This window comes from Erwinia rhapontici, from assembly GCF_012271765.1.
Taxonomy (GTDB): domain Bacteria; phylum Pseudomonadota; class Gammaproteobacteria; order Enterobacterales; family Enterobacteriaceae; genus Erwinia; species Erwinia rhapontici.
In genome coordinates, this window is the sequence record NZ_VRKO01000003.1 from 179,515 (window position 1) to 193,433 (window position 13,919).

Sequence of the window (13,919 nt, forward strand, 5' to 3'; positions counted from 1 at the left end):
CTCCTTAGTGTTTCGCGAGTTCAGGCTGTAACGCGCGGGCTTCAGCGGCCTCTGCACGGCGCGCAGCGATTTTGACAAACGGCAGATAGACCAAAATGGAGACGATAATGCAGACGATTTGCGTCACCACAGCCCCCATCGATCCGGCGGTAGAGAGCCAGGCATTGATGATCGGCGGCGTGGTCCAGGGCACCATCACTACCGCTTTCCCGGCAAACCCAGTGACCGTGGCGAAGTAACCTATCGATCCGGTGATCAGCGGCGTGATAATGAACGGGATGGCGAGGATCGGGTTGAGCATAATCGGCATGCCGAAGATCACCGGTTCGTTAATGTTAAACAGGCCAGGACCGAATGACAGCTTGGCGATTTCCCGCATCTCTTTGCGTTTGGTTGCCAGCATCACCGCCGTCAGTAAGCCGATCGTCAACCCGGACCCACCGATGCTCATATACACATCCCAGAACGGCATGGTGATGATATTCGGTGCTTCAATGCCCTGCTCAAAGGCGTTCATATTGACCAGGATCGCCCCCAGCAGCAGCGGTTCGCGGATCGGTTTCACCATCTGATTACCGTGAATACCGATCACCCAGAACAGCTGGGCAACAAACATCAATAGCAGAATACCCCACAGGCTCTGCACCACCGATTCCAGCGGTTCCTGCACAATTTTGTACACCGCGTCATACAGATACATGCCGGTGAAACGGTGGAAGATAAAACCAAACGTGGCGATGGCGGAGACGGTAATAATCGATGGGATCAGCGCCGAGAACGAAGCTGCCACATTCGGTGGTACCGTATCCGGCATTTTGATTTTTAGCCGATCGATATTTTCCAGTCGGCAATAGATCTCGACGGAGAGAATGGCAATAAACATGCCGAGGAACAGGCTTTTGGTATCCGAGAACTGTTTCGCCAGCACGTCAGTGACCACCTGCAACTGGCCGTTGACCATCATGCTTAATGTCGTTGGCGTGACGGCGATAAAACAGATAATCGCCAACAGACCCGGGAACAGGGTTTTGATGCCGTTGATTTTCCCCAGTTCAATACCGATCAGGAACACTGCACCGATATTCAGAAAACTGAGCGTCGCATAGTTAATACTGGAAGTAATGGGTTTGAGTTCGGCGAGGAACGACAGCGCCTCAAAGCTCGCCAGCCCGTTCTTGCCATCCAGCACCATATTGGAAATCAGCACCGAAAACGCACCGACAATAATCACCGGCATCAGGGTAATAAACGAGGCCTTGATCGCCATGATGTAGCGGTAGCTGTTGAATTTTGTGGCAAAACTCCCCAGCGAGTCGATTAGCCGATCCTGTAGAGACATGTGTAAATCCTCGAGGTAAGGGGTCAGGCATCCCGGCACTGGTATTTGTTGAACTTCCGCTGTTGTGGCATACCAAAAATAAACAATTACGAGTTATTTACTGTGATATGACTCTCAGAAGTGATCACTGGTATTCCAATAAGATAATTAAACCAATTTTGGCATACCAATGGAGGCAATGATGGATTTCGAGCAGACCATGATGGAATTGTTGATCAATGCAGGCGAAGCACGATCCCAGGCCATGAGCGCCATTCAGCACGCCCGTAAGCGCGAATGGCAGCAGGCCGATGCGGCACTGGCGGCTTCACTGGAAGCGTCAAAAGGAGCCCACAAGATACAGACACAGCTGATAGGGGCTGATGAGGGATGTGGCAAAGTGCCGGTCACGCTGATCCTCGTTCATGCCCAGGATCATCTAATGAATGCGATGCTGTGCCGCGATCTGGCGGAAGAGATTGTGCTGTTAAGGAAAGAGATGTTTGCAGAATAGTCGTGCGCGGCAACGGGCCGATCGGAAAAAATGATCGGCTCCTGCAATAAATCGCGATGTCGTGGTGGTTTTAACGCTACAGCGAGCACACTGACTACGAGGATGGTGCCAGTTTGAGGTAAGCCGGACGTCACGCGCCAGGACGGCGCGTGCCGAGGCCCGCAGGGATGCGTCTTTTGCCGATCCGGTGTGCTCAAACTGGCCTCAGCCCTGTCACATCAGCAGCAGCGAATAAAATGTCTGTAACGGGGTGATTTGAGGCCGATCGGAAAAAGTGATCGGCCCCAGCGGTGCGTAAGGCTTATTTTTATACTCAGCGGTCGTTCTGCGTGATATTCTTTTACGAGGAAAAGGAGAGGTAAATATTAAAAGGAAGGGCAAGGATGAATGATATTGATATGGAAGAAAAACTGCTGAAAAGTGGATTTACGACTAAAGAAATTAGAAAAATAAAATATTTTGTGAAAAAAAACCGCACAACCTATGCGCAAGTTCTGATAAAGTTAAGGCGAGTTTTTTTAGGGATAGCAACTCTCAGATTAATAATGACACTTCTCCTGATTTCGACTTATGAAGAAAACAACATGGATGGTTTTTATGGATTTCTGGTGGGGTATGTTTTTGCCATGATCGTTTCTGAAATCCTCGCCCCAACCAAGTTAGGGGCGAAGATATTTATTCATGGCAGGAAATTAATAACTTGATTAAGTTATTCTTCCAGTGCTGTTTTTATAGTAATAGCATCACCTGTGCCTTCGATTAAAAGAGAAGGCACACTCATTCTCTTCACATTTCTAATATAGTCTGAAGGGAGAAAGTTAAACAATCTTCTGGCATCTGGTTTTAATACAAAACGGGCCATGCCATACGCAGAGAGTGATAAGTCCATTGAACTGTAAGCTAGTGCGCCGACTTTCTCATCAAACCCCATGAACCTTGCTGTATTTATATATCCTTCTTTTATTTTTCCAACATGGCCTTCACTACCATTTTTAATATTTACAATTCCTTCTTCAATACCATTTATCCCATGCAGAAAAAGTGTGGCACCAGCAACCATACCCACAATGTTTAAATGAGCAAGTGAACCGGTAAAAATTGTAATTCCCGCAACTATCTGAAATCCCCCCAGCACAACCCCTACTCCATTGATGATATATCCCCAGGAATCCAATTCTTTAACAATTTTCCCCGAGGCTACTATTTTTGCGTCACCGCCAAGCAGGCTCCATGTTTGCCTGTCGATAAAAGCCTTCTCCTGACGAAGATTATCCAGGGAGTCCCGGCATACCCTTTCACTTTTTTTTCAGAATACAGACCGATCTTAATTCTTATTCACACTCTGCTGGATTAACGGCAGCAGAAGAGATTGTGCTGTTAAGGAAAGAGATATTTGCAGAATAGTCGTATCCGCAATGGGCCGCTCGGAAGAAATGATCGGCTCCTGCAATAAATCGCGATGTCGTGGTGGTTTTAACGCTACAGCGAGCACACTTACTACGAGGATGGGGCCAGTTTGAGGTAAGCCGGACGTCACGCGCCAGGACGGCGCGTGCAGAGGCCCGCAGGGATGCGTCTTTTGCCGATCCGGTGTGCTCAAACTGGCCTCAGCCCTGTTACATCAGCAGTAGCGAATAAAATGTCTGTAATGGGGTGATTTGAGGCCGATCGAAAAAAATGATCGGCCCCTATGGCACGGGGGAATGGATTACAGTTCCAGCGCCAGCAGCTCGGCCACGGTTTGCGCACGGCGGATCTGGCGCGACTGGCCGTTTTCGAACAGCACTTCCGGGATCAACGGACGGCTGTTGTAGTTCGACGACATGGAGGCACCGTAAGCGCCGGTATCGTGGAACACCAGATAATCGCCCACCTTCACCGCTGGCAGTGCACGGGTTTCGACTTTGCCGCCTTCCAGTTGGGTAAAGACATCGCCCGATTCGCACAGCGGCCCCGCCACCACGCTCTCAATCGTGTTTTCCTCGTCCAGTGTGCGACCGTCCCCGGCAATGGCCGAAATATGGTGGTAGCTGCCATACAGTGACGGACGCATCAGATCGTTAAACCCGGCATCCACCAGCACAAAGTGACGGCTGCCCATCGATTTAACCGCCCGCACCTGGCTGACCAGCACACCGGATTCTGCCACCAGGAAACGTCCCGGTTCGATTTCCAGTTTGACCGGATGACCCAGATGCTGTGCCACGCGCTTGCGTGCGGCATCCCAAAGACCGTAATAGTGGTTGGTATCAATCGTCTCTTCACCAAAGTGATAAGGGATCGACAGCCCGCCTCCGGCAGAAATAGCCTCCAGATCCTGGCCAAAGCTCACCACCTGATTCACCATCGCATCGCACACCTGCTCAAGGTGTCCGTAGTCCACGCCGGAACCGATATGCATGTGGATCCCCACCAGCTTCAGCTGATGCTGCTGGATGGCTTCCAGTGCCAGGCCCATATCACCATGCCAGATCCCGTGCTTGCTGTTTTCACCGCCGGTATTGGTTTTCTGGCTGTGGCCGTGACCAAAGCCCGGGTTAACGCGCAGCCAGACCGGATGCCCGGCAGACACCTGCCCCAACTGATGCAGCATATCGACGGAACCGGCGTTGACCGGCACTTTCAGCTCGGCAACCCGTGCCAGCGTGGGTTCATCGAGCAAATCAGCCGTAAACACAATTTCATCGCCACCGGCCTGATAACCTGCGGCCAGCGCGCGTTCAATCTCCCCCAGGGAAACAGAATCCACCTTCACGCCCGCGGCACGCATCAGGCGCAGAATGTGAATATTCGAACAGGCCTTCTGCGCGAAGCGGACCACATCAAACTGCTGAAGCTGGCTGATGCGGGCCTGGATGATACTGGCATCATAAGCCCAGAATGGGCCGCCATAGTGGCGTGCCAGCGGTAACAGGTTGTCCTGAGTCAGGGCGGTGGTGGTGTCAGTAAGCAGGCGCGGCATAAGGATTCTCCATAAGTTTATGCCTCTATTACGCCACAGCCTGAGACGGGATAAAAATATCTTTTTTATCGCACTCTATTCATCCATGATATGGCTTTAGCATTGATCATTCACGGGAGCCGAACGTGGCGGGCGTTTCTTTGCGTCATATTGAAATTTTTCATGCGGTGGTCACTACCGGCAACCTGACGGAAGCGGCAACGCTGCTGCATACCTCGCAGCCCACCGTCAGCCGTGAGCTGGCGCGTTTTGAAAAGCTGATTGGTCTGCAACTGTTTGAACGCGTGCGCGGACGCCTGCAACCCACGGTACAGGGCTTGCGTCTTTTTGAAGAGGTGCAGCGATCCTGGTACGGACTGGACCGCATTATCAGCGCCGCCGAAGGATTACGTCAGTTTCGCCAGGGCGAGCTGTCGGTGGCCTGTCTGCCGGTGTTTTCCCAGTCACTGCTGCCGCTGCTGTGTCAGCCCTTTATGGCGCGCTACCCGGACCTCAGCCTGAATATCATTCCCCAGGAGTCACCGCTGCTGGAAGAGTGGTTGTCGGCGCAACGTTATGATCTGGGACTGACCGAAACCACACACACCCCGGCAGGCACCGAACGCAGCGCACTGTTTACCGGCGATGAAGTCTGTGTGCTGCCAGCACAGCATCCGCTGGCCAGTCGCGACTGCCTGACACCACAGGATTTCGCCGGGCAGCGTTATATCAGCCTGTCACGCACGGACAGCTACCGTCAGATTCTTGATGGCGTGTTTGCCGAACAGGGCGTCCAGCGGCACATGGTGATGGAGACACACAGTGCGGCGTCGGTATGTTCGATGGTCAGGGCAGGTGTAGGGGTATCGATTGTGAACCCGCTGACGGCGCTGGATTACGCCGACAGCGGAGTGGTGATACGGCGTTTCAGCATCGCCGTGCCGTTTACCGTCAGTCTGATTAGGCCGCGCCACCGCCCCGCATCGGCACTGGTCGATGCCTTCAGCCAGCATTTGCAACAGCAGGCGGGCCTGTTCAGCCAGCGCCTGCAACAACGACTCATTTAATGCGTTGCCCTGGCAGGCTGCGGCTGGCCGCGTGATCCCCGGAAGGTATAGAGGCAAACCAGCAGCCCAATCACTGCCAGTACGGCTGCCGAGACGGGCACCGCCGTCAGGCCGTAGCCACCGCCAATCACTGCGCCGCCCACCCAGGCACCCAACGCGTTACCGACGTTAAAGGCAGAGATATTCAGCGTCGACACCAGGTTCGGTGCATCTTTACCGTGGCGGACCACGTTGATTTGCAGCGCCGGAACCATTGCAAAGGTCGCCATCGCCCACAGGAACAGGGTAATTTCCGCCAGCCACAGTGAATGGCTGGTCCAGCTAAACAGCAGGGAGAACACCGCGATCAGCGAGAAGCTGAGGATCAGGCTGAACGACACTTTCCAGTCGGCCAGCTTACCACCGAGGATATTACCCACTGTCAGACCCGCGCCGATCAGGAACAGCGTCCAACTGACGCCCCGGTCCGTCATGCCCGTCACCTGCAACAACAGCGGCGCAATATAGCTGAATAAGGCGAACATCGCGGCGGCGAAAAACACTGTCATCAGCAACGACAGCCACAGCTTGCCGTTATTCAGCGCACTGACTTCTGATGCCAGATGTACCGGCTTCTCATTACGGTTAGTGGGCAGGCTGACGATCAGGCCGATAAAGGCCAGTACGCCAATCACCGCCACGCCCCAGAAGGTGGCACGCCAGCCAAACATCTGACCAAACCAGGTGCCCAGCGGCACACCCAGCACGTTGGCAAGCGTTAAGCCGGTAAACATCAGCGCAACGGCAGAAGCCTGTTTACCCGGTGCGACCAGGCTGGCTGCGACTACGGCACCGATACCGAAGAAGGCACCGTGACACAGCGCGGTCACGACGCGCGCCAGCATCAGCAGGTTATAGGTGTAAGCCAGCGCACAGAGAATATTCCCGACGATAAAAATCGCCATCAGCAGGATCAGCGTCCGTTTGCGCGGTAGCCTGGCCGTCAGCAATGCCATAATCGGAGCGCCAATCGCCACCCCCAGCGCGTAACCGCTGATCAGCCAGCCTGCCGATGGAATCGACACGCGCAGGTCATTCGCCACTTCCGGCAACAGCCCCATAATGACAAATTCAGTGGTGCCGATAGCAAAGGCACTCAACGCCAGCGCCAGTAATGAAACAGGCATGTCACACACTCCCAGGATAATTGGTGTAGAAGATAAATTTGATCTGCGTCACAGCAACGCATTAAAGCACAGCTAATGAACGCCTTACAGCCCGCTATCAGCAACTGTCTGTTGCCTGGGCAGCAAGAATCCTCTGGGTAGTGATGAATCGATGAGAAAAATGCGATCGCACGCTCATTTTGTCGTTTTTCTTCGCTATACTTTCCGTTAACTGGCCATTACATAAACCTTCCTAATCATTCAATTCTACGATTCATCTGAGTTTTGGAAATTTTACTTCAACGCTGCTGGCACCTCTTCGCCTTGTGACAGATTTGATGGAGCATTGATACATTAAAGTTCTGCGACAGATGGCCGATATGCCAGTAAATGAGGTTAAAAACCCTGCCATTGCTGTATCAACCATTACCAAGGAGACCCGATGCGACTCGTCATTTGCCTGCCAGCCCTGATTCTGGTCGGGTGTTCCGTCGGAAAGTATCAGTACAGCAGTGAAGCGCACGACCGGGTGGATATGACTGTTACGGGTATTCCAACCGTGCTGGGCTTAGGTACGCTGGGTACCACCATCCCGCTGACGGCCGATTACAGCCTGACCGCGGCCCATGTGGCAAAATTCTCCATGTACCGGGTGAAGTCATATCATCCTGAGTGCGACCTGGCCGTGGTCTATCATAAAAATGATAATGTCCCGGCACCGCATTTCCGTAACGGCCTAATCGGTGACAAGATTAATCTCTACGGTTACAGCTTTATTTCGGCGATGCCGGTCGCATCGACGGGCACCAATCTGATCAATACCGGGCTAAAAAACACCTGGAATAAAGTCAGTTGCGTCGTGGTGGCGTCCGATGCAGGCGTGGTACAGGGCATGTCAGGTGGCGCTGTGTATAACGCGTCTGATGATTCGATTGGCGGGGTGATTGTCGGCTACAGCAAACGCATTAACGATATGAAAACGGGTAAGACGCTGTATAAAGACGTCTCGCTGTATGTGCCGTATGCCCGCTTTAAAGACTGGCTGAATGATGCGGTGAAATCCTGAGTTTCACCGCCACGGGCGCTCCTCCTGCCGCCTGAACATGTCTCCCTTCCATCCCGGCATTTTCAGGATGTTCCTTTTTTCAATGAGTCCGGCATCCCATCATGGGGGCCAAAATCCTGCTTTGGCGGATCGTCCCAGCGATCCTCTCGCGTAGCGAGGTAGGCTGGATTTGTCGGATACCAGATGCGGTTCTCTTTCTTATTCGCCTCACCAACGATAATAAAGTGCGCTTCGCGATCGCTGTTATTGATAAAGGTATGGCAAATCCCGGTGCCTGCCGGGAACGCTACCGCATCACCGGGTGTTAAGCGATGTAACTCGCCATTGATCCATACCTCCGGCTCCCCTTCCAGCACATAAGCAAACTCTTCTTCTGCACTTTCAGCATGCGGGTAGGACATGCGACGGCCAGGCAACAGACGTTCATGATGTATCCCGAGGCGTGTCAGACCGAGCGCCCTTCCCAGCGGCGCACCTATGGACATCAGCTCCTCGCTGTCGGGATAGTGTTCGTTATCTTCGCCCTCAAGCTCACGCCAGTGGCGGATAAAATCAGGTCGGGTCATGGCAGCCCTCTTTACGGTTGCAGTTTGAAAGTCCTTACTATTTGCTATTTTTCCCGCGGAGGCAAAAAAAAACGGCCAGCGCTAAGGCTGACCGTTGATGTTACAAGCGTGCGTTTACTTGTTGCTTGGACGCAGTGCCGGGAACAGGATCACGTCACGGATGGTGTGGCTGTTGGTAAACAGCATCACCATACGGTCAATACCAATCCCCAGACCCGCCGTTGGCGGCAGGCCGTGTTCCAGCGCGGTGACATAGTCTTCGTCATAGAACATCGCTTCGTCATCACCGGCATCTTTCGCGTTAACCTGTTGCAGGAAACGTTCTGCCTGATCTTCCGCATCGTTCAGCTCTGAGAAACCGTTACCGATTTCGCGGCCGCCGATAAAGAATTCGAAACGGTCAGTGATTTCCGGGTTCTGGTCATTACGGCGCGCCAGCGGTGACACTTCGGCCGGGTATTCCGTGATGAACGTTGGCTGGATCAGATGCGCTTCTGCGGTCTCTTCGAAGATCTCAGTGACCAGACGGCCCAGACCCCAGCTCTTCTCTACTTTGATACCCAGAGACTGAGCAATCGCTACCGATTTATCAAAGTCGTCGAGATCGGCCAGGTCGGTCTGCGGACGGTATTTCAGAATCGCTTCTTTCATCGTCAGCTTCTCGAATGGCTTACCGAAGTCGAACTCCTGGTCGCCGTAAGGCACCACGGTGGAACCCAGAACATCCTGTGCCAGCGTACGGAACAGGCTTTCGGTCAGTTCGATCAGGTCTTTGTAATCCGCATACGCCATATAGAGTTCCATCATGGTGAACTCTGGGTTATGACGTGGCGAAATACCTTCGTTACGGAAGTTACGGTTGATTTCAAACACGCGGTCGAAACCACCCACCACGAGACGCTTCAGATACAGCTCGGGTGCGATACGCAGGTACATATCGATGTCCAGCGCATTGTGATGCGTGATAAACGGACGGGCAGACGCACCGCCAGGGATCACCTGCATCATCGGGGTTTCCACTTCCATAAACTCACGGCCGACCATAAAGCTGCGGATACCCGCCATGATCTGGGAGCGAATTTTGAAGGTGTTGCGCGAGTCGTCGTTCGAGATCAGGTCAAGATAACGCTGACGGTAACGGGTTTCCTGATCGGCCAGGCCGTGGAACTTGTCCGGCAGCGGGCGCAGTGCTTTGGTCAACAGGCGCAGTTCGCTACAGTGGATAGACAGTTCGCCGGTTTTAGTCTTAAACAACTTGCCGCGTGCGCCGAGGATATCGCCGAGATCCCACTTTTTGAACTGTTCGTTATAGATGCCTTCCGCCAGGTCATCGCGGGATACGTAAAGCTGAATACGGCCGCCCACATCCTGCAACGTCACAAAGGATGCCTTACCCATAATACGACGAGTCATCATACGGCCAGCCACGCTGACTTCGATGCCAAGGTCTTCCAGCTCTTCGTTCTCTTTACCACCAAACTCGGCGTGCAGGGTATCTGCGGTGCGGTCACGGCGGAAGTCGTTCGGGAATGCCACGCCAGTTTCACGCAGTGCGGCCAGTTTTTCGCGACGCGCTTTGAGTTCGTTATTCAGTTCAATGGCGGCATCAGCGGCCTGCGGTTGTTGTTCAGACATGTGAGTTCCTTATAAACCTGCTTTCAAACTTGCTTCAATGAAACGATCCAGATCGCCGTCCAGAACCGCCTGAGTATTGCGTGTTTCCACGCCTGTACGCAGATCCTTAATGCGGGAATCATCCAGCACGTAAGAGCGGATCTGGCTGCCCCAGCCGATGTCAGACTTGTTGTCTTCCGCCGTCTGTTTGTCAGCATTTTTTTTCTGCATTTCGTATTCGTACAGTTTGGCGCGCAACTGTTTGAAGGCCTGATCTTTGTTTTTATGCTGAGAGCGGTCATTCTGGCACTGCACAACAATGTTGGTCGGTAAGTGGGTAATACGCACCGCCGACTCCGTTTTGTTGACGTGCTGACCACCGGCACCGGAGGCGCGGTAAACGTCGATACGCAGGTCGGCCGGGTTAATGTCGATATCGATGTTGTCGTCCACTTCCGGGTAGATAAACACCGAACTGAAAGAGGTATGACGACGGCCACCGGAGTCAAACGGGCTTTTACGCACCAGGCGATGCACGCCGGTTTCAGTGCGTAACCAGCCAAACGCGTAGTCGCCGATGATTTTAATGGTGGCGGATTTGGTACCGGCCACTTCACCGTCAGACTCTTCGATAATTTCGGTTTTAAAGCCTCTCGCTTCAGCCCAGCGCAGGTACATACGCAGCAGCATGCTGGCCCAGTCCTGAGCTTCTGTCCCGCCGGAGCCTGCCTGGATATCCATGTAGCAGTCGGCGCTGTCGTATTCGCCGGAGAACATACGACGGAATTCTAATTCGCCGAGTTTCTTTTCCAGCACATCCAGTTCAGCAATCGCTTCATTGAAGGTGTCTTCATCATCGGCCTCAACGGCCAGCTCGAGCAGGCCTGAAACATCTTCCAGCCCCTGCTCCATCAGATCCAGTGTTTCCACAACGGCTTCTAATGCGGAGCGTTCTTTACCCAGCGCCTGGGCGCGTTCAGGTTCATTCCAGACATCAGGCTGTTCCAGTTCAGCGTTTACTTCCTGAAGACGTTCTTTCTTGGCATCATAGTCAAAGATACCCCCGAAGAACGCTGCTGCGCTCTGTGAGATCCTGAATACGGTTCTTTACCGGATTAATTTCAAACATGGTTTTAATCTTTTTAGGTGATCGAAATGGACGTAATAGTAACCACGCAGTTTAACCGAAATAGCGCACAGTTTGTAGCACTGAACACAATGGAGAATCGCCATGTCCGTTACCGATGCCCTGATGGCATTCACCTTTGCCGCCGCACTGCTGACGTTGACGCCGGGGCTGGATACCGCGTTGATTTTACGCACCGCCACGGTAGAGGGAACCCGGAAGGCCATTCAGGCTCAACTGGGCATTAATGCCGGCTGTCTGGCGTGGGCCGCTGCCGTGGCGTTTGGCCTCGGTGCACTGATTGCCGTGTCTGAGCTGGCTTATAACCTGTTGAAGTGGTGCGGAGCAGGCTACCTCGCCTGGCTTGGCGTGCAAATGTTGCTGAAACCTCGCCAGCAAATGGGCGACGTAACCCTGAGCAGCGGTAGCCAGAACGCGTTTCTACGCGGTTTTTTCGGCAATCTGCTCAATCCTAAAGTCGGGATTTTTTACGTCTCCTTCCTGCCACAGTTTATTCCGACCGGGCATTCGCCGGTGCTCTGGACCTTTGGACTGGTGCTAATCCATGTAGTGCTGGGCACGCTGTGGTCGGCGCTGCTGATTGGCAGCACGCGCAAACTGTCAGGGATATTAAAACAGGAAGGGGTGGTGAAGTGGCTCGACCGCACCACGGGCGCGGTGTTTTTATTGTTTGCTGCAAAACTGGCGTTAAGCCGCCGGCCGGGATGATGTGAAAAAGGGGCGACGGATCAGTAGCGTCATGGTCGCCCCCTACGGGTTAAATTTCCTCCAGGGGCTGACCTTCTGTGTCGGTCAGCCCGCCAGCACAATGGATGAGGTGAATTACAGCGCCCAGAGATGGTCGATGATCAGCTGCACATTACGGTTGCCGCGGAACTCGTTGATGTCCAGCTTGTAAGCCAGCTCAACCTGCTTCACGCTGGGATCGGGCCACAGAGCCGTATCAATGTTAAACGCGATACCGTCCAGCAAAGGGCCACCGCCCAATGGCTCAATCATCACTTTCAGATGACGCTCACCCACCAGCTTCTGCTGTAACAGCTTAAATTTGCCATCAAACGTCGGTTCCGGGAACGCCTGGCCCCAGGGGCCTGCTTCGCGCAGCAGTTCCGCGGTGGGCAGCGTCAACTCCTGCGCCATCAGCTCGCCGTCGGACCAGACCACGCCCTGAAGGGATTCCGCCTCCAGCCAGTCGCCCACCAGATCGGCAAAACACTGACGGAAACGTTCAAAGTTCGCCTCTTCCAGTGACAACCCTGCCGCCATAGCATGTCCACCAAATTTGATGATCAGCCCCGGATTAAGGGTATCCAGCCGCTCCAGCGCATCACGCATATGCAGCCCGGCAATCGAGCGTCCTGAGCCTTTCAGCGTGCCGTCGCCTGCGGGCGCAAAGGCGATCACCGGACGATGGAAACGCTCTTTCAGCCGCGAAGCCAGAATACCGACCACGCCCTGATGCCACTCTGGATGATACATCGCAATACCGAGCGGCAAAGCGTCACTGCTGCTTTCCAGACGATCGCAAAGCGCCAGCGCTTCTGACTGCATGCCCTGCTCTATCTCTTTGCGCGTCTGATTCAGTGCATCCAGCTCACTGGCAAGCATACGCGCCTGGCCCAGGTCTTCACTGAGCAATAGCGCCACCCCGACCGACATATCATCCAGCCGCCCGGCGGCATTGAGACGCGGGCCAAGGGCGAAACCTAAATCACTGGCGGCCAGCTGGCGCGCATCACGGTTGGCAATCTCCAGCAGTGCCCGTATGCCGGGACGACATTTGCCCGCACGAATACGGCTCAGCCCCTGCCAGACCAGGATGCGATTGTTGGCATCCAGCGGCACCACATCCGCCACCGTGCCGAGCGCGACCAAATCCAGCAGTTCTGCCAGATTCGGCAGCGTGGTCACGCCACTGTCGCGCAACTGTGCACGCAGTGCCAGCATCAGATAAAACGCTACGCCCACACCCGCCAGCGATTTAGACGGAAATTCGCAGTCGTTAAGATTGGGGTTAACAATGGCATCGGCAGCCGGCAGCGTATCGCCCGGCAAATGGTGATCGGTGACCACAACCGGAATGCCTTTTTCATGGGCCAGCGCCACGCCCGCATGGGAAGAGATGCCGTTATCTACGGTGACGATCAGCTGTGCACCGCGTGCAGCCGCCTGTTCTACCACTTCCGGGCTAAGGCCGTAGCCATCATCAAAACGGTTAGGCACCAGATATTTGATGTTCTGCCCGCCCATGCTGCGTAGCGCCAGTACCGTTAGCGCCGTGCTGGTGGCCCCATCGGCATCGAAATCGCCGACAATCATGATGCAGAGGTTATCGGCCAGTGCCCGTTGCAGGATGTCCACCGCCGCCTGAATACCGCTGAGTGACTGGAAAGGATGCAAATATTTCGCGCCGCGTTCCAGTTCACTGGCCTGGCGGATGCCCCGGCGGGCATACAGGCGACGTAACAATGGGTGAAGATCGGCAGGTAAGGCGGCCGTGTCCGTCGCCTCGCGACGACGGAGTTCAGTTGTGCTGTTCAC

Annotated in this window: 13 protein-coding genes; 5 read left to right on the forward strand and 8 right to left on the reverse strand. The window is 54.1% G+C overall.

Annotated elements, in window-relative coordinates; all coding sequences use genetic code 11:
* Positions 1-4 precede the first annotated feature (4 nt).
* Positions 5-1,339 (reverse strand): PTS sugar transporter subunit IIC, encoded by a 1,335-nt coding sequence (locus FVB43_RS01810; RefSeq protein WP_133846103.1) that lies wholly within the window; start codon positions 1,337-1,339, stop codon positions 5-7.
* Between the two features lie 181 nt (positions 1,340-1,520).
* Here FVB43_RS01810 and FVB43_RS01815 point away from each other — a divergent pair, with 181 nt between their 5' ends.
* Together FVB43_RS01815 and FVB43_RS01820 are read left to right on the forward strand one after the other, a co-directional pair.
* Entirely contained in the window at positions 1,521-1,832 is a 312-nt protein-coding gene (locus FVB43_RS01815) for a PTS lactose/cellobiose transporter subunit IIA (RefSeq protein ID WP_197931248.1), read from the forward strand.
* A gap of 383 nt (positions 1,833-2,215) precedes the next feature.
* Complete coding sequence (locus FVB43_RS01820; protein ID WP_167863299.1) at positions 2,216-2,536, forward strand: hypothetical protein; 321 nt, start codon at positions 2,216-2,218, stop codon at positions 2,534-2,536.
* Between the two features lie 5 nt (positions 2,537-2,541).
* Here the strand turns inward: FVB43_RS01820 and FVB43_RS01825 are convergent, their stop codons facing one another.
* The gene (locus FVB43_RS01825; RefSeq protein ID WP_167863308.1) at positions 2,542-3,108 is read right to left on the reverse strand and encodes a DUF4225 domain-containing protein; all 567 of its coding nucleotides are present in this window, start codon (positions 3,106-3,108) and stop codon (positions 2,542-2,544) included.
* A gap of 432 nt (positions 3,109-3,540) precedes the next feature.
* The gene (gene lysA, locus FVB43_RS01830; protein WP_133846107.1) at positions 3,541-4,794 is read right to left on the reverse strand and encodes a diaminopimelate decarboxylase; all 1,254 of its coding nucleotides are present in this window, start codon (positions 4,792-4,794) and stop codon (positions 3,541-3,543) included.
* Positions 4,795-4,919: 125 nt separating this feature from the next.
* Here lysA and FVB43_RS01835 point away from each other — a divergent pair, with 125 nt between their 5' ends.
* A complete protein-coding gene (locus FVB43_RS01835) occupies positions 4,920-5,840 on the forward strand; it encodes a LysR family transcriptional regulator (protein WP_133846108.1) in 921 nt (306 codons plus the stop codon).
* On the opposite strand, the gene FVB43_RS01840 is transcribed toward FVB43_RS01835, so the two are convergent.
* The gene (locus FVB43_RS01840) at positions 5,837-7,006 is read right to left on the reverse strand and encodes an MFS transporter (RefSeq protein ID WP_133846109.1); all 1,170 of its coding nucleotides are present in this window, start codon (positions 7,004-7,006) and stop codon (positions 5,837-5,839) included. The two genes, FVB43_RS01835 and FVB43_RS01840, sit on opposite strands and share 4 nt — an antisense overlap.
* A 421-nt stretch (positions 7,007-7,427) precedes the next feature.
* Between FVB43_RS01840 and FVB43_RS01845 the strand changes: the two genes are divergently transcribed.
* Positions 7,428-8,051 carry a serine protease gene (locus FVB43_RS01845; RefSeq protein WP_133846110.1) on the forward strand — a complete coding sequence of 208 codons (624 nt, stop codon included), beginning with the start codon at positions 7,428-7,430 and terminating at the stop codon, positions 8,049-8,051.
* Between the two features lie 62 nt (positions 8,052-8,113).
* Here FVB43_RS01845 and FVB43_RS01850 read toward each other — a convergent pair whose 3' ends face one another.
* The 3 genes from FVB43_RS01850 to prfB all read right to left on the reverse strand — a co-directional run bounded on the left by FVB43_RS01850 (position 8,114) and on the right by prfB (position 11,360).
* The gene (locus FVB43_RS01850) at positions 8,114-8,617 is read right to left on the reverse strand and encodes a cupin domain-containing protein (protein ID WP_167863300.1); all 504 of its coding nucleotides are present in this window, start codon (positions 8,615-8,617) and stop codon (positions 8,114-8,116) included.
* A gap of 114 nt (positions 8,618-8,731) precedes the next feature.
* The gene (gene lysS / locus FVB43_RS01855; RefSeq protein ID WP_133846112.1) at positions 8,732-10,252 is read right to left on the reverse strand and encodes a lysine--tRNA ligase; all 1,521 of its coding nucleotides are present in this window, start codon (positions 10,250-10,252) and stop codon (positions 8,732-8,734) included.
* Positions 10,253-10,261: 9 nt separating this feature from the next.
* Positions 10,262-11,360 (reverse strand): peptide chain release factor 2 gene (gene prfB, locus FVB43_RS01860; RefSeq protein WP_133846113.1). Its coding sequence is split into 2 segments (ribosomal slippage): positions 10,262-11,284 and positions 11,286-11,360, totalling 1,098 coding nucleotides; the frame shifts between segments, so codons are not numbered across the junction.
* Positions 11,361-11,462: 102 nt separating this feature from the next.
* On the opposite strand from prfB, the gene FVB43_RS01865 reads away from it, so the two are divergent.
* Entirely contained in the window at positions 11,463-12,086 is a 624-nt protein-coding gene (locus tag FVB43_RS01865) for a LysE family translocator (RefSeq protein WP_133846114.1), read from the forward strand.
* Positions 12,087-12,200: 114 nt separating this feature from the next.
* On the opposite strand, the gene recJ is transcribed toward FVB43_RS01865, so the two are convergent.
* Positions 12,201-13,919, reverse strand: a complete 1,719-nt coding sequence (gene recJ / locus FVB43_RS01870; protein ID WP_133846115.1) for a single-stranded-DNA-specific exonuclease RecJ — start codon at positions 13,917-13,919, stop codon at positions 12,201-12,203.